This window comes from New Jersey aster yellows phytoplasma (assembly GCF_002554195.1).
Classification (GTDB): Bacteria; Bacillota_I; Bacilli_A; order Acholeplasmatales; family Acholeplasmataceae; genus Phytoplasma.
In genome coordinates this window covers 1-15,804 of the sequence record NZ_MAPF01000014.1, presented here as the reverse complement: position 1 = coordinate 15,804, position 15,804 = coordinate 1, and the positions used below count along the sequence as shown (strand labels likewise).

General features: G+C 26.1%; 15 protein-coding genes, 2 tRNA genes, 1 other RNA gene and 4 pseudogenes. 2 read left to right on the top strand and 20 right to left on the bottom strand.

From position 1 onward, the window contains the following. Positions 1 to 4 precede the first annotated feature (4 nt). From BBA70_RS00430 to BBA70_RS00390, 9 genes and pseudogenes are all read right to left on the bottom strand, one after another. A pseudogene (locus tag BBA70_RS00430) lies at positions 5 to 1,476 on the bottom strand (replicative DNA helicase). A 20-nt stretch (positions 1,477 to 1,496) separates the two neighbouring features. Next, positions 1,497 to 2,108: pseudogene (locus tag BBA70_RS00425) on the bottom strand (hypothetical protein). 165 nt (positions 2,109 to 2,273) lie between these two features. Further along, the gene (gene tmk / locus BBA70_RS00420; RefSeq protein WP_011412358.1) at positions 2,274 to 2,906 is read right to left on the bottom strand and encodes a dTMP kinase; all 633 of its coding nucleotides are present in this window, start codon (positions 2,904 to 2,906) and stop codon (positions 2,274 to 2,276) included. 342 nt (positions 2,907 to 3,248) lie between these two features. Further along, a pseudogene (locus tag BBA70_RS00415) lies at positions 3,249 to 3,768 on the bottom strand (YqaJ viral recombinase family protein); the annotation flags it as partial. A 63-nt stretch (positions 3,769 to 3,831) separates the two neighbouring features. Further along, the gene (locus tag BBA70_RS00410; protein WP_252861431.1) at positions 3,832 to 4,392 is read right to left on the bottom strand and encodes an SVM family protein; all 561 of its coding nucleotides are present in this window, start codon (positions 4,390 to 4,392) and stop codon (positions 3,832 to 3,834) included. 68 nt (positions 4,393 to 4,460) lie between these two features. Continuing rightward, a complete protein-coding gene (locus BBA70_RS00405) occupies positions 4,461 to 4,778 on the bottom strand; it encodes a hypothetical protein (RefSeq protein ID WP_252861430.1) in 318 nt (105 codons plus the stop codon). Between the two features lie 96 nt (positions 4,779 to 4,874). Continuing rightward, a complete protein-coding gene (locus tag BBA70_RS00400; RefSeq protein ID WP_011412355.1) occupies positions 4,875 to 5,156 on the bottom strand; it encodes a hypothetical protein in 282 nt (93 codons plus the stop codon). A gap of 348 nt (positions 5,157 to 5,504) precedes the next feature. Further along, a tRNA-Gly gene (locus BBA70_RS00395) sits at positions 5,505 to 5,579 on the bottom strand. 19 nt (positions 5,580 to 5,598) lie between these two features. Continuing rightward, positions 5,599 to 5,672, bottom strand: a tRNA-Thr gene (locus BBA70_RS00390). 200 nt (positions 5,673 to 5,872) lie between these two features. Between BBA70_RS00390 and BBA70_RS00385 the strand changes: the two genes are divergently transcribed. Together BBA70_RS00385 and ssrA are read left to right on the top strand one after the other, a co-directional pair. Next, the gene (locus tag BBA70_RS00385; RefSeq protein WP_011412354.1) at positions 5,873 to 6,097 is read left to right on the top strand and encodes a cold-shock protein; all 225 of its coding nucleotides are present in this window, start codon (positions 5,873 to 5,875) and stop codon (positions 6,095 to 6,097) included. Between the two features lie 274 nt (positions 6,098 to 6,371). Beyond that, positions 6,372 to 6,797, top strand: a transfer-messenger RNA (tmRNA) gene (ssrA, locus tag BBA70_RS00380). Between the two features lie 79 nt (positions 6,798 to 6,876). Here the strand turns inward: ssrA and BBA70_RS00375 are convergent. The 11 genes and pseudogenes from BBA70_RS00375 to BBA70_RS00325 all read right to left on the bottom strand — a co-directional run. Then, positions 6,877 to 7,191: a hypothetical protein gene (locus tag BBA70_RS00375; RefSeq protein ID WP_252861429.1), complete on the bottom strand. Its 315-nt coding sequence runs from the start codon at positions 7,189 to 7,191 to the stop codon at positions 6,877 to 6,879. Positions 7,192 to 7,211: 20 nt separating this feature from the next. Continuing rightward, a complete protein-coding gene (locus tag BBA70_RS00370; RefSeq protein WP_252861428.1) occupies positions 7,212 to 7,694 on the bottom strand; it encodes a hypothetical protein in 483 nt (160 codons plus the stop codon). Positions 7,695 to 7,777: 83 nt separating this feature from the next. Next, positions 7,778 to 8,971: a DnaD domain protein gene (locus tag BBA70_RS00365; protein ID WP_011412352.1), complete on the bottom strand. Its 1,194-nt coding sequence runs from the start codon at positions 8,969 to 8,971 to the stop codon at positions 7,778 to 7,780. 55 nt (positions 8,972 to 9,026) lie between these two features. Next, a complete protein-coding gene (mutM, locus tag BBA70_RS00360) occupies positions 9,027 to 9,857 on the bottom strand; it encodes a DNA-formamidopyrimidine glycosylase (protein WP_011412351.1) in 831 nt (276 codons plus the stop codon). Positions 9,858 to 9,957: 100 nt separating this feature from the next. Further along, entirely contained in the window at positions 9,958 to 10,371 is a 414-nt protein-coding gene (locus BBA70_RS00355) for a hypothetical protein (RefSeq protein WP_252861427.1), read from the bottom strand. Positions 10,372 to 10,599: 228 nt separating this feature from the next. Next, entirely contained in the window at positions 10,600 to 12,498 is a 1,899-nt protein-coding gene (locus BBA70_RS00350; RefSeq protein ID WP_252861426.1) for a 5'-3' exonuclease H3TH domain-containing protein, read from the bottom strand. A 202-nt stretch (positions 12,499 to 12,700) separates the two neighbouring features. Continuing rightward, entirely contained in the window at positions 12,701 to 13,030 is a 330-nt protein-coding gene (locus BBA70_RS00345) for a hypothetical protein (RefSeq protein WP_252861425.1), read from the bottom strand. Next, positions 13,024 to 13,779, bottom strand: a complete 756-nt coding sequence (locus BBA70_RS00340; RefSeq protein WP_252861424.1) for a hypothetical protein — start codon at positions 13,777 to 13,779, stop codon at positions 13,024 to 13,026. The genes BBA70_RS00345 and BBA70_RS00340 overlap by 7 nt, the downstream gene beginning before the upstream one ends. Beyond that, positions 13,665 to 13,982, bottom strand: a complete 318-nt coding sequence (locus BBA70_RS00335; protein WP_252861423.1) for a signal recognition particle receptor subunit alpha — start codon at positions 13,980 to 13,982, stop codon at positions 13,665 to 13,667. Before BBA70_RS00335 ends, BBA70_RS00340 begins: the two co-directional genes overlap by 115 nt. A 178-nt stretch (positions 13,983 to 14,160) precedes the next feature. Next, positions 14,161 to 14,901, bottom strand: coding sequence for a signal recognition particle-docking protein FtsY (ftsY, locus tag BBA70_RS00330; RefSeq protein ID WP_252861442.1), 741 nt, complete (start codon positions 14,899 to 14,901; stop codon positions 14,161 to 14,163). Between the two features lie 110 nt (positions 14,902 to 15,011). Continuing rightward, positions 15,012 to 15,230 (bottom strand): annotated as a pseudogene (locus BBA70_RS00325) (signal recognition particle-docking protein FtsY); the annotation flags it as partial. Positions 15,231 to 15,804: the final 574 nt, after the last annotated feature.

Genomic DNA, 15,804 nt, shown 5'->3' with positions numbered 1-15,804 from the left:
TTGATTAATAATAAGTTTCTATTTTATAAGATAAAACATAACCGATTTCTTGGAAGGTTTGAGTGGTCATTTCAAAGTGATAAATTAAAGTTTTTTTGTTACCACTTCTATTTTTTTGATACATACTTCGGATTATTTTTTGATTTTCATTGTCATTATAGTATGAATATAGTTCTTCTAAAGTTGAATTATATATTTATGGGTTTTTCTTTGTCTTTGGATAGTTTGGGTTTGAATTCAGACATCATTAAGACGATATCTGAGTTAGTTTCAATTACGCCACTTCCTTTTAAAGCTGTTATTTCTGGTGATTTACCTTGATAATTGCTGTATGTATCTTTTGAAAATTGATATAAAATGATAATAACAATGTTTAATTCAATGGCTAATTTTTTTAATTTAGTCATGATTTCGTCAATTGCTAGACGGTCATTTTCTAAGTGGTTTGTGGTTTTGGTTATTTGAAGATGGTCAATTAATAAAAACAATAAACTAAATCAATTACATAATCAATATTTTTGCTTTTATCATAACTAAATGATAAATTTATGTTGGCAAAAAATTGTTTTGCTATTTTCATCCTTTCTGTGTATTTGAGAGGTGTGATGCTTAAGTCTTCCAAATTTTTATCTAAAATAACATCTAGAGGAATTTGAGTTTGGTGGGGCTAATAAACGATTTAAATTTTCTTCTAAGGTCATTTAATAAGAAAATACTAAAATATGAGGATAATAAGATATTTCTTTGTGTTTGGTTTTTGCTATATCTAAAAGAAAATTGTAGACAAAAGTTGTTTTACCTAATCCAGTATACCCCTCAATAGTGATGATTTGGCCTTTTTTAAATCCTTTTGTGGATTGGTTGAGTACTTTAAAAGTTTCTGATAAGCGATAATATTCGTCTTGGATTTTTTGTTTTGATTGTTGATTGGTATCAAAAAATTCAGGTTGTAAAGAGGCCATTTGGTTTAAAGTAAAGTGTATTTTATCATTTTTGTGAGGAATTGAAGAGATAAAATTTCTTAATTTATCAAATATTTCTTGGTAATATAAATTTTTGTGGTAAGGGTCTTGGTTTTCGTATGCGGGACTAATGATTTTTATTAATTATTGAAATAGTTTTTCTTGGGTATAGGTATGTTTTAGATTGTCTAAAAAAATGAGTGTTATTTTGGTTATTAAAATCATCATTTAAATAATTTAAAGAATCTAAAGTAAAGTTATCTTGAGGGAAATGAGTTTGTAAATATGTTAATAACTCTTTGATAATGATGGGTTTTGTAGTGAGTTTGCCCTATGGATGAGATGTTTGTTTTTCTAAAAATAAATATTTTAAAGCTGTAAATATTTTTGTATTTTTGGGGTTAAGTAGATTTTTGGGGTTGATTATTTGGCAGTAAAGGTTTAACTTTTCCCATTGGCCTTGTTCGATATAATTTATTAATTGTTTTAACGCTTTTTGTTCGTTGGTTAACATTTTAATATTAACTCCTTTTTTTATTTTTTAATTATATTGATATTAGAAAAAGGGATGAATTTGGCGGTAATTAAGTTTTGTAAGAAATTATTGGCTGAATTGGAAAATAAGTTAATTACTTGTTTAATGCCTTGTACTTTTCCTTGATTGATTTTATTGTTTAGTCTTTGAGTTTCTGTTTCGTTATTAGTTAATAAATAAAACTAAAAACGTGTGGTTAATTTTTTTAATTGTTATCCTTCTACCATGGCTTGTTTATAGCGGTCTCGGAGAAAGGTTTTGAAATTAAACGCCATTATTCCTTTAGTTTCTGTGAATAAAACTAAATCAAATTTAATGTCTGGGATGAAGAATAAATAAGCCTGTGGGTATAAATTGATGATTCCTTTGTTTTGAAAATATAATAAAATGAGGTATTCATTGATTTTACCACGGATTACTTTTTGGCTTTGAGAGTTATGTTGTTTATTATTAAGATATTCGTTTAGGAGTTTGTGGGTTTTTATCATATATTCGTTAAATGGTTTGTTGAATAAAGATGGTTGGATTATTTGTTTCGTGATGTCAACACACAAAGATTGTTGATTCAAAATATTGATATTTTTAAAATGTAAATTAGTTAATTGGTTCATGTAAGCAAAATCCTTTCTAAATAAAAAAAGACTCTTAATTAGAGTCTTTTTAGGGTTTTAAATTTAATTTTTTTGGTACGCCGTTGAATAGTTCCATCTTTTTTAATAGTTTGGATTTTTCCGTTGTTATAATGGATATATAAATTGCCGTTTTGACATTTTTTCTTAATTATTATTGCCACTCTTTATTTCTCCTATTTTTTTGATAATGTATTGTTGATTAAATTTAGCATCTTTATCATTCATATTGTTTAAGATAATTTTAGTTCCTAAGTTTTGGTTTTTCAAAAATTCAAAATATCCCTTTTCTACTTGTTGAAAATAAGTTAAGGAACTAGTTTCAATCACATCTAATTGATGATTCTTTTGATTTATTTTGCGTTCCAAACCTAATTGAGGATGAATTTTTAGATAAATAGTGATATTAGGTTTGATGAATTTTTTACTCAAATTGTTAAAAATGTGATAATTTTTGTCAATTTTTGAAGGATATACACGATAGGCAAAATTAGAACCTAACCAACGTTTAACTAAAATTATTTTATTAGTTTGTAAGTGGGGTTTGATACTTTCTTCTTGGTTTTGAATCATGTTGGCAAAACTTAAAAAATATCTAGTTAAATTATGTAAAGTATTGTGGGTTAAAAACGTTTCACGTATAGAATTTCCGATTGTAGAACTTCCTAATCCGCGAATAGCCACCACTTCATTACCTTGTTTTTGTAATTCTTGTTGAACGCTTTTTATTAGACTTGTTTTTCCGCTACCGTCAAGTCCTTCGAAGATAATTAATTTCATTTTATGCTCCTTTTTAAAAATTTGGGTATAAAAAAAGACTCTCGTGATGAGAGCCTTAATTAAGATTTATTTTTTTAATTTTTTTAAATTGTTAATATACTAAAAATCAACATTAATCAAACAACTGTAAAAAATAAATAAATTATTTTATATATATAATGAGAAAAATAAAATGTACAAAATAAGTGTAAAAATAAAGAAGAAATATGCGATGACAAAATACAAAAAAGAATACAAAATGACAAAGATTTAAAAAACCAAGATAATATTTTTATTAATAATTTCATATTTTTTTCCTTTCGAGAAAATTGGATATAAAAAAAGACCTCAAATTTAAAGGTCTTAGTTGTATTTTAATTTGCTTAATTTTTTTAAATAAGTTGTTTGTGATAATTCTTGTTTTGCTTTGTGTAGCAATTATAAATATTTTTTACAATCCGCAATCATTTTATTAATGAAACTATTGTATTGGTAAATGCGAACTACATGATAATTTGTGTTATTGAAATAAACTAAAAAGTAAGCAAAATTAGCTTAACTACAATAGAGTTGCATTGGACTTGGGCCCAATAGTTAATAGGAACTTCTTGATGGGAAAAGAAACCATTCCAAATAGGGTGTTGGTTTTAGAATTATATCCATCAAGTGATGCAGAAAACATTTGGACTTCATCATCCGTAAAGATTGTATCAGGGAAGTTTAATTTAGTTGTTTTTTCAAAGAAACTGCGTGCTAGTGGTTCAGTTTTATTGCCATGTTCAGTGTATTTATTGCTTGTGAAAGTTGTGCCGAATATTTTATCATGAACTAATTGTTCTAAATTTCTGAATTTATCATTTCCAGTGATACTACCTATTTCTGTTGGGTAAAAGAAAAAGACCCTGGGGGAGGGGGTTTGAAATTTTAATAATTTATGTTTGATTATTTAACGTCTTCTTCTATTGTTCGGATTATTATTTCTTTGCTGTTGTATTATTTGTTGAATTATGTTTTGAATTTTCGCTTTTTTTCGATCAATATTTATTTGAATGTTTCTTAATACATTTATTTGTGATTCAGAAGCATACAACGGAGTGTTGTTAATAGCTATCATCATTGAATTTTCTAATGATAAACCTTCTCTTTCGAGTTGAATTCTGGACACATTTAAATCTAAATTGCTTATCATTTGTTGTTGAATATTTAACAATCTGTGTTGATAATTTACTATTTGTTGATGTATTTGATTATGTCTATTTAAAAGATTTAATATTTCTGGTTCTGAAACACGATTAGAAAGAGCATTAATAATTTGTTGTGCTGAATTTCTTTGTAATAACATTAAGTTTTGAAATTCTTCTATATTATTGATGATTTCATTGTTTATATTCGATGATGAATTATTATTCATCGCCATAACTCTATTATTATTAATAATAAATAATAATCCTATAAAAGTAAATAAAAAAATACTTATTATTTGAAATTGATTTTTTAATTTAATCATTAATTACCACTCCTTTATTTTTAAAATCGTTCTTTTTAGAACTTTCTGGTTTATCAATCGAATATATATTAGAATTGTTTTTTTAAATCAATATATTGAAGAACGCCAGATAAATTATCATCATTTTCTGTTAAAGAATGCAAATTATTTTGAGAAATTTCTGATTGATTATCATGAGGTATTGATAATTGATGATTATTTTTTCTTTCATTATATTTTTTAATTGCTTTTGTAATACAATTTTGTTTATACAAAAGTTCTGATTTTTTTTCATTATTGAATTTGAAGTTTGTTAATTCGTTTTGTATTGCAAATTCTGCTTGTACATATAAGGCATATTCTTCATCATTGGAAACTTCATTATTATTACTATTTTTATTTCCCATCGCCATAATTATATTATTATTAAAAATAAATAATAATACTATAAAAAATTATTAAACAAAGAAAAATTATGTTAAATTGTTTTTTTAATTTTAACATTATTCATTAAAACTCCTTTTTTTATTCCCAACTAGGATTGTTCTTTTCATTTCAGCTTCTTTGGTTTTATCGTTATTGTGTTTTTCTTGGTAAAGAGATAAAGTTTTGCGGACAGGGTTGAAGTGGAGGTGGAAGTTAGTTGAATCTTTAAAGTCTGTATTAACCAAACGAGCACGTCCAAGGTAGTAGTCTTTGTCTTCTTGTAAGAAATGTTTAGGACCTTTGTATTTAAGTATTAATTTGTTATCACCTTGGCTTTTGTGTTGTTGTTTTTCAAACACATAATATTATTCCATAAATAACTACCGTCTTTCATGTCAAACTGAGCAACATTAAAACCATTTAAAATAGTATGGTTATAAATATTTCATATCATTTTATTACTGTTATTTAAAATTACATAACTTACCTATATATACATAAATATAATAAAATATCTTTGTATATTGTTTTTTTAATTATTTTTTTTATACTTAAAATAAATAAAAGCAAACTTTAATTAAAGTTTGCTTTTATAATATCTATAATAGATTATATTAATTTAACAATCAAACTGTGTTATTGGGCAAAAAACGAAATTGAAAAGTTTTTTAATAAACCAATATAATACATCTAAATTATATAATGTATGGAGCGGGTGAGGGGAATCGAACCCCCGTCTCATGCTTGGCAAGCACGTATAATAACCACTATACGACACCCACATAATCTCAAATTTGTTTTTGGTGCCCTTAACAAGAATTGAACTTGTATTTCAGCATTACCATTGCTACGTTCTGCCGTTAAACTATAAGGGCTTAACATATTTTATTATATCAAAAAAAATATAAAAATACAAATTTTTGACGAAAAAAATGAAAATTTTATCAAAAAACGTCAAAAAAGTAGAAAAAATAAAAAAAGTGTGAAAAAATGTTTGACTCTAAAAAATAAATGAGTTATAATAAATAATAGGTTATGAAACCGAAATAATTTAAAAGAAGGAGTATTATTAATAATGCAAGACAAAAAAGAACAGGGAACATGCAGATGGTTTTCTAAAGACAAAGGCTACGGATTTATCATTTCAGCTGATGGGAAAGATATTTTCGTACATTACAGTTCTATTCAAACTGAAGTCTTTGGAAGAAAAACACTTAATGAAAACGACAAGGTGGAATTCACCGTTAAAGAAGGCGACCGCGGAGCTCAAGCTGTAGATGTTGTTGTAGTTAACGAATAATTTCATTAATAATCGAACAAAGGAAGAGATGCAAATCCCTTTTTTTGTTATATATGGACGATTTTGTTTGTTTTTGTAATTTTGATTTGAGTTTAGTTTTATATCATTTTATCTTTGGCAATTTTACAAAATTTTAAATTTTAATTGGTTATAATTTTTGAGTGGGTATAAGAAATAAATTAATTAAAAATATTATCCACTTCAAAAAAAAACATAAATAACAAATCTAAAAAACTTTTTAATTAAAAAGTTTTTTAAACTAAAATAAAAATATGGGGATGTTTTGGATTTGCCAAGGTCAACGAAATTTATATAGCATATCTTGGTTATGCAAGTAAAAACATCGAGGTTATAATAACCGGAAATAAAAAACAAACTGCAACAAATACAAAAGATTTTACTGGACAAACTCCAGTTTATCAAATGAATTTTGTAAACAGTTTTTCTTCACAATTAGCTTTTGCTTAAATAAATAAGCAGAACCCGCACTTAAATTAACTTACGATTTAAGGAAGGAAATAAGGTAAGTTTTGCTATTTGAGTTTGTCTTTGCTCTTTTAAGCAAATATCAAAAAGACTAGTAATTTATGGATTTTGTTTGTTTTTTCATAAATTGCAAAACCACAAAATAAACTAAATATGTAGAATATATAAATTAAAGTGATTTTGCACATGGGTTCGACTCCCATCATCTCCACCAAAATAAATTATTTACTTGTGTTATTACGTTTTTCTCAAAAAGAACATTTTTAATCCTTGACCAAGTTAAAGCTGTCTTATTAGGAATCTTGTTTTTCGGAAAAATCATAAAAACGGGTAAGGGTACGAATTTTTTCAATAATTTTGTATACCTTAATTTCACTATTAGCATTTTCAGCTCCATGCAAATGAAATAAATAATTTTGCAATTCATTGGGGGGCAAATTACTACTAATAAAAAGGGGCAACTTTTTTTCAGCTCTATCATACAACAAAGGAAGCAAAATTTCATCACGAAACCAAGGTGTCATATTTTCTGAACCTAGATCATCCAAAATCAAACACTTAACATTTTTTAATTGTTGCAACCTTGTTTCTAAAGTGTTATTATACAAAAAATTTCTAAATTTTCTAATTATATCAGGCATAAAAAGAAAATAACAGAGATTTGTTTTTGAATTAATTCATAAGCTAATTTTTTCAAAAAAATAGTTTTTCCAGCATTAAAAGAACCTGACAAATAAAAACCTTTTGTAGATTTTTCAAAATGTTTAATAATTTGTTTCATCTCTTTTAAGGCTTGTTGCTTAGAATCATTATCCACTACAAATTGTTTCACTAAATGAGCATCAAAATTAATGCTACTATCAAACAATTCATTTTTTGATTGCCAATATTCCTTAAAATAAAGAGCTTGAGATTTAACAGTAGGGACCCAAACAACTCTTAAAGGATTGGTTTTGATTTCTTGACGATTCCCATATTCATCTTCTTGATCTTTGGTTAGCAAATAATTATAAATAACTGGCAGATCATCATCAGAAATATCTAAATTTTTGGTTTCTTCGCACTGTGAAATCATTTTACTGATTTTTATTTTGATATCTGAAAATTCCATAAATTAATTTTTCACCTCTTTTGCTTTTGTAAAATGTTATCAAATTGGATTTATTCCTTGTAATAATAAATAAAACAAAAAAATTATGACTGTTGTTTCTTTTTAAAATCTTCTAACCATTTAGGAGAAATTTGTGGTTTTTTAAAATTAGACCTAAACTTAGTTTGGGGCGGTTTTTTTTCTTGTTCCATATAAAAATCATATGCTGTTTCAGTATCAAAAATCCCTTTTTGCTTCCAAGATTTTAAGATTTTTTCCAAATAAACCACTGAGGGCACAAAGCCTTTTCGTTCCAAAATATAAGTTAAAAGCACATTGACTAATCCAAGTTCTAAATTATTTCTTTCCATAAAATTAAAAACGGTATCAGCCGCAGTAGCTTGCATATTTTTAGGACAATGATTTATAATAATTCTTTGAGTAGAATCCTTACGTTTGAGCAAAGTAATCATGTCTTGTTCATTATCTTGTGTTCTTTTCGAAAAAACCAAATTTTGAGTTTGGGTATGCATCTGATAATATCTTTTAACACCTAGGCTTAATTTAGATAATTCGATTTCACTAGGATTAGAAAAAGTTTTTTGATATATTTCCGAAAGTGTAGCTTCATCCAAATTATAAACTAGACTTAATTTTTGAATAAAATCACTTGTTTGATTGCAAATTAAAGATGGTTTTTTGAAACGTTGAGGCAGTTTTTGCAAAAATAATTCATAATCAAAAGCTTTATTTAAAAACTGTCTTGGAGAATGATTTGTTTGGTTGTTGGGACAAGTAAAAGAAATTGGTAAATCCATTTTTTGAACTTGAAATAAATCATCAAATTTTTTACTAATATCTTGAAAAGCATCCCAATTATTTTTTTGAGTGGGGATTTCTTTACTAAAATGATTATGCAAACTCAAAAAAGTAACTTCACCCACTTCGCTTAATAAAAAATTACTAAAAAGAGGATCTTTAAAAAAATCTTGAGATCTATATGGCAAATTAATCCAATAAATTCTTTCTTGAGTTTTGGGATTGCGAAAAGTTTGGAGTAAATTAAGAGCTTCTAATTTTTCTTGTGCTTCTAAAAAATCATTTTTTGCAACCGCACTCAAATCAAATAAAAATTGATGTTGGTAAAAAATATTAGGTTTTAGAGTTGCTAAAATATGATAAATGCCAAGCGCATGAGTTCCTATTAGTGGTTGATAAAGCAAACTTAGGCTTTGATGGTCTTCAAACGACAAAAAAACTGAATTTTTGATTTGAAATAAATTTAGATGACTAAACATAAAAAACCTCTTTTTTAAAAAATATTGATGTATTTTATAGTTGAAAATAAATCAATCATAATTCTTTATTGGAATTATGATTTTGACAAATAGGACAAAGATAAGTGCCTCTACCACCAACTTTAATTTTAATAATTTTAGTTTGACAGTTTATGCAAGGTTTGTTAACTTTTCCATGTACTTGCAATTTATTTTGAAAATAGCCTATAATTCCTGGTTGAGATTCAAAAGTACTTACAGTAGTTCCACCCAGTTTAATGGCTTTGGCAAGCACTTTTTGGGAAATTGTAACAATTTCTTGCACTTGTTTCAAAGACAGTTCGCAAGCTTTAGTCTCGGGGTGCAATTTTACTAAAAACAAAACTTCATTAACATAAATATTACCCAATCCAGAAATTATTTTTTGATTTAATAAAACTTTTTTCAAAGCACTTTTGGTCTTTAATATTTTTTGATACAAAAAAACTGGATTGATTTCAAAAGGATCTAAGGCTAGTTGATGCAAGGTAGTTTGGGTTAAAAAAATGTTCTGATTCTTGACTTCAAATCTACCAAATTTCCTAAAATCATAATATCTTAAAGAACTTTTATCTCCTAAAATAATTGAAAAATGTTCGTACTTATGTTTAGGCTCATCGCAAGGTTTGATAAATAATTTTCCTTCCATTCTCAAATGTCCTATCAAAACTAATTCTTGAGTTAAAAAAAATAATAAAAATTTACCTTTTCTTTGAATATCCAAAATGGTAGTTTGTTCAATTTTTTGAAATTCTTTGGTATTTTTAACAGTAGGCTCATAAAATACCTTAGTTGCAACAATTTTTTTCCCTATTAGTTGTGTTTTTAAAAAATCTACAATAATTTGGACTTCAGGTAATTCTGGCATGTTTTATAATCCTTTTTTTATCTTTTTTTGGTTGATTTGTTTTTGGATGTTTGACATTTCTATTTTATAAATAAATTTATAAATAATAAGTTTTACCTAATTAAATATTACCATTATCTAAAATAAAAAAATAATTCAAATGTTTAGAAATTAAATCTATGTGTTGTTGCAAATAATTATTTAAGGCAAAATAAGTAATTTTGGCATTTTCATTGTGTCGTTCTAAATGGCGCAATAATTGCAATATGGCAATTTTTTTCATGTCTAAAATATTTTCTTGTAAAAAAACATATAATGTTTCTAAGTCCAAATTCGGAGTTAATTTTTGATTCCCAAAAAAAACTTTTCTTTTCAATAAGGTTAATGCATATTTTTTTTCTTTAATTTGTTGTAATAAATTTTGATAATAATTTATAATTTCATCATCCAAACTTAAATATTGATTTATAAAATCTTGGGCACAATTCGAAGAAATATTTAGTTCGAGAAGTATTTCTTTTATCCACGAATCCAAACAAAAATTCGTTGTTTCAGAAAGATTTTGAGAGTCCTTTTTGATTTCTGATGTGGGTTCATTTACAAAAAAATGTAATGTTTGTTCATCATTTAAAAGATGATTTTTTTTTATTTTGAAATAATTTTTAATTTTTTGAATATTTCCTAAAGTAGCTAAAATTTTTAACGAAAAGCAAAAAAAATTATCATTAATTAAATAATTATAAGTTTTTTATTTTTGTCATATTTAAAAAAAACTGTTTTGATACCCAAAAACATCTTTTAATGATTTTAATTGATTGATTTGGTTTTCTTGTTCTTGATTATTTTTGAGATTTGTGTATTGATTTTGATCTGAATCTTTTTCTTGAGCTTGTTCTTGCATTTGATTTGTTTTTGGTATTTTTTCTTGTTGCATTTCTATTTTTTCATATATATTTTTTTCTATTGGATTTGCTTCTATTATTTGTTTTTGCTGTAATAAATTGGTTTCATATTCTAATTGAGCTAAAACATTCGATAAAGGAAGCTCTATTTCTTGAAACAAAAATAATTGGTTTTGGGCTTTTAAATAATGAAAAATACTATTTTTAATGGCGTGCAATAAAAAAGATTTAAAAGCTACTTTTTGCTCTAAAATTAAAATTTTTTGAGATAATTGGCTTACATAATTTGTGTTATTTAAAATATCTATTTTTGATATAATATGACTAAATTCAAGATTTTTCAAAGGAAATAAAAGATAAGAAGCACAAATTAAATCAAAAATAACTCCGTTTAATTGTTGGTGTTGTGTTTTTAAAAAAAATTGTATTGCTTGATTGTGAAAAACAATTTTATAAAAATTAGCATCTTTTAGATAATTGCAAAAGTTATTATTGGCAAAAGCCAAATTGGCATCTATAAAAAAATGTGCATTGCCATTGGAAAAACCAATTCCTTGCAAAAAAGTATTTGAGTCATTTTCTTTTTCCAACTCAAAAAAACAAGCCCAAATTTCGTGTGGTTGGATTTGATCCAAAAAAGTATTTAGAGCGTTTTGGTCTTTGATAATTTGATAATGAAAGTTGATTTGGGGTGTTTTGGCGCCTTGTTCTTGAACTTTTGGAGTGTTATTATCATTGTTGTTAGTGGTGGCGATAGGTCTGATTTGATTTGTTTGGTTTAAATTATTATCGTTTTCTAAATTGCTATCTTTGACTGCTTCTTGCACTTCTTTGGCTTTAGGTGATGCTTCCTTATTGTATTTATTTGTGGTATTTATTTCTTTTTCAATTCTTGCATATTTGGTAATAGCTAAGCGTCTAAAATCCATTTCTTCATAAAAATTTTTAAGGTTTTGTTCTAAACGTATTTGAATTTCTGTTTGCATACAATCAAAGGGCAAAGGCACTTTAAGGTTAATTGCGGTAAGTATTTTGCTAAGTTCTAAATCAGTTTGAGAATTTTGGATTTTGGTTTTTAAAATAGGTTTAATGTTGTCTAAATTTTGCATCAAATTATCTAGGGTATCATATTCTTGTAATAACTTTTGAGCAGTTTTGGGTCCTATTCCCAACACTCCTTTAATGTTATCAGAAGGATCGCCAATTAAACTTTTATAATCAATCATTTGATATTCTTTAAGACCGTATTCTTCAAGCAAAGTGGTAGGTGTGTAGTATTTAATTTCACGCAATCCTTTTTTAAGCAAACAAACAGTAATTTTTTTATCTACTAATTGCAACAAATCACAATCACTGGAATAAATAGATACTGTATTGTTTTGATTACTTGCTTCTTTGGCTAAGGTGCCTATAATATCATCGGCTTCGTATTCATCTTGGGCATGATATTTAACACCAATTAGTTCTAAATATTGTTTAATCAAAGGAATTTGACTAATCAATGCAGAAGGTGTTTCTGGTCTTCCTTGTTTGTAAGCATCGTATAATTGGTGTCTTTTGGTAGTTTTAGGAGTATCAAAAGCTACTAAAATATAGCCTTTAGTTTCTTCTAAAATTTTTTCAAACATTCTAATAAAAGACAAAAGAGCATTAGTATAGATCCCTTTTTTATTTTGCAAAAGGGGCTTATATTTGCTTGCGGTTGCGTGATATGCTCGAAATAAAAGCGAATTGCCATCAACTAAAACTAAATGTTTCATTTTTTCTCCTATTTATTTTATCGTTTAGCTAATAGCCGAAATTTGATTATAAGTTAATAATGATTTTGCTATTTTTAAGGTAAAAAAAGAAAATAATTAATGTAATATTAAAAAAAGAAAGTTTGGAAAAACTTTCTTAGAATACAAGATTTTGTTTGGTTTTTTATTTTATTGTGTTTATAAAAAGATTTTATAATTTTAATTATTTATTATTATTCATATCATGAAAAAAAGACATCGGATCATTTTGTAATTTATCAAGATCTTGATCATCAAAATGTTGCATTTGCTTAGCTAATTTTTTTTGTTGTTCTAAAAGGGTAATTAGCTTATTGACATCACTTAATTGATTACCAGAACCTTTAGCAATTCTTTGTCTACGTCTACTGCTCAAAACAATTAATTGAGGATTTTTCTTTTCTTGTTTAGTCATACTTTGAATTAAAACTTCAAATTTATTAAATCCATCATCACCTAAATTAGCAGAAAGTTGTTTTATCTTGCAACCTAATCCAGGAATAAAACTTAACAATTTACTGAAAGAACCCATTTTTTTAAGGTTTTTAATTGCTTTTGAAAATCATAATAATTATAACTATCATCAAATAATTTTTCCATCATTTGTTTACTTTGATGAGGATCAATTTTATCAGTAAATGTTTCAATTAAAGTTAAAATATCTCCCATTCCTAAAAGACGAGATGCCATTCTATCAGGATTAAATGGCTCTAAACTATCAATTTTCTCTGAAGAAGAAACAAATTTTAAAGGCAGATCTGTCATTGCTCTTACTGATAAAGCAGCTCCTCCTTTAGTATCTGCATCCATTTTGGTCAAAATAACTCCAGTTGCTCCTAATTGATTGTGAAACGACTGAGCAGTATTAGCAGATTGTTGTCCTGAAAGACAATCAACAACTAACAAAATTTCTGAAGGATCAGCTTTGGCTTTAATTTGTTGCAATTCTTGCATCATTGTCTCATCAGTATCAAGGCGCCCCGCAGTATCAATAATTACTGCATCATATCCTTCTTGCGAAGCATGTTTTAATCCTGCATCTACAATATCTAAAACATCAGCATCAAGTTTAGAAAAAACATCAATATTAATTTGTTTACCAATAACTTTTAATTGTTCTATTGCTCCTGGACGATAAATATCACAAGCTACAAGCAAAACTTTTTTACTATTTTTTTGCGCAACCAAAGAGCTAATTTTCCTGCAGTAGTCGTTTTCCCACTTCCTTGCAACCCAATTAACATTAAAGTATTCAAATTGCAATTAGGCTTAAAAGTAAGATCAACACGAGTAGAACCCAAAATTTGAATTAAGGTTTTGTTTACAATTTTAATAATATGTTCTTTATTATTTAAACCTTTTAAAACTTCTTGTTTCAAAGTCTTTTTTTCAATAATTTCATTAAACTTATCAATAACTTGTAAATGAACATCAGATTCTACCAAAGAAACTTTAATATCTTGCATAATATTTTGAATGTCTTGTTGTTCTAGGATTTTTTTCCTCTAATTTTATTAATAACTTTTTGTAAGCCTTCGCCTAATATACTCATATTTTTATCTCCTTTGTGATGTTGTGAAATTTGTTTTTGTGGGGTTTATTTTTTTTATAATAAAATTTTTTGTTTTTCTTTATAATTATCAATTATAAAATATCTTCAGAAGTAAAAAAACCTTCAAATAAATTAAAAAGATATTTTTTAACATCAAAAGTAATTAAATCTTGGGCTTTTTCGCCTACACCAATATATTTAGTGGGCAAATTGTATAAATACTTAATTGCAAAAACAATCCCTCCTTTGGAAGTGCCATCAAGTTTTGTTAAAATGGCTCCTGAAAGTGGGGTTGCTTGATTGAACAAATCAACTTGATTAAGAGCATTTTGTCCTGTGGTAGCATCCAAAACTAAAAAAGTTTGTAAATTTGAGGCGGGCAAATGTTTGTAAATAACACGATTGATTTTAGCTAATTCTTGCATTAAATTAGTTTTGTTTTGTAATCTTCCAGCAGTATCACACAAAATAATATCATAATTTTGACTTTTAGCAAGTTCGATTCCTTCAAAAATAACGCTTGCAGGATGAGCTGGTAAGGGCTTGCAAAAAACTTCAACACCTACTCTTTTTGCCCAAATTTGGAGTTGTGCTACTGCACCTGCACGAAAAGTATCAGCAGCAATTAAAAGTACTTTTTTGCCTTCTTGTTTCAATGCTTCGGCCATTTTTCCAATAGTAGTTGTTTTTCCTACTCCATTAACTCCCGTAAACAAATACATTTGAGGAAAGTTATTTTGAGATGTAAAAGTATCTTTGGGATTTGTTGGGTTGGGGCCTTGGTTTTGTTTTGCTTGTTTTTTTCTTGTTCTTGTTCTTGCGAACTTTCTAATGTGTCTTTTATATTTTTCATATCTTTCATATTTTGATACAAATCAAACATTTTAGAAAAAACAACGGAAGGAAGCTTTTGAGGATTTTTAATTTGAAATTGATTAATTTCATCTTTGATAGCTTGCATCAAAAAAAAAATGGTTTTAGTGCCAAAATCAGCTTGAATTAACAAACTTTCTAATGCTTGTAATAGCGATTGTTCAATATTGTTAGATTGTTTCAAAAGAGTTTGAAAATCTAGAAAACTAGCTTTGGTTTTTTTAAGACCTAGTTGATATTTATCATTATTTTTACTTTTAAAAAATTTACTTTTCAACCATTTAAACATTTATAAACTCTCCTTTTTGAAAGTAATTGAGGTATCAAAATAAAAAACTTATACCCAATTATTATAACTAAAATACTTTCTTTTTGACTGGCAAAACTTCGCTAACCAATCTAAAATGAGTTTTTTTAGTTTTTTGGATTTTTATTATCATAAAATATTTAAGGATAAATTAAAAAAACAAAAGCAAATAATAAAAAAAATTATTATAACTCAAATTAGCGAAATTTATTTAAAATTAACTAATTACAATATTATAAATAATAATTTTTTCAAAAAAAAAACAGAAATTAAAAATTAATTTCTGTTTCAAATTTATAAATAATATTAATTATTAATCCTTTTTAAAAAGTTCTATAAAGTTTTAATAAGAGGATAAAAACTAACAAATATAAAGCAAAAGGCTTAGATTTTGATATTTTTTATCTACTTGCTTTTCAATAATATATTCAAAGAACAAAAACAACATAAAAAAATAATAATAACAAAAAAATTAAAAGATACAAAAAAACAAATTTATTAATTAATTGTTGATTGTTTTTTTAAAAAATTTATAATAAAGTAAAATAGTAATTGT

Excerpts from the sequence above, each read along its gene's own strand:
- tmk (WP_011412358.1), bottom strand. The coding sequence starts at position 2,906 with ATGAAATTAATTATCTTCGAAGGACTTGACGGTAGCGGAAAAACAAGT.
- BBA70_RS00410 (WP_252861431.1), bottom strand. The coding sequence starts at position 4,392 with ATGATTAAATTAAAAAATCAATTTCAAATAATAAGTATTTTTTTATTT.
- BBA70_RS00405 (WP_252861430.1), bottom strand. The coding sequence starts at position 4,778 with ATGGGAAATAAAAATAGTAATAATAATGAAGTTTCCAATGATGAAGAA.
- BBA70_RS00385 (WP_011412354.1), top strand. The coding sequence starts at position 5,873 with ATGCAAGACAAAAAAGAACAGGGAACATGCAGATGGTTTTCTAAAGAC.
- BBA70_RS00370 (WP_252861428.1), bottom strand. The coding sequence starts at position 7,694 with ATGGAATTTTCAGATATCAAAATAAAAATCAGTAAAATGATTTCACAG.
- BBA70_RS00365 (WP_011412352.1), bottom strand. The coding sequence starts at position 8,971 with ATGTTTAGTCATCTAAATTTATTTCAAATCAAAAATTCAGTTTTTTTG.
- mutM (WP_011412351.1), bottom strand. The coding sequence starts at position 9,857 with ATGCCAGAATTACCTGAAGTCCAAATTATTGTAGATTTTTTAAAAACA.
- BBA70_RS00350 (WP_252861426.1), bottom strand. The coding sequence starts at position 12,498 with ATGAAACATTTAGTTTTAGTTGATGGCAATTCGCTTTTATTTCGAGCA.
- BBA70_RS00335 (WP_252861423.1), bottom strand. The coding sequence starts at position 13,982 with ATGCAAGATATTAAAGTTTCTTTGGTAGAATCTGATGTTCATTTACAA.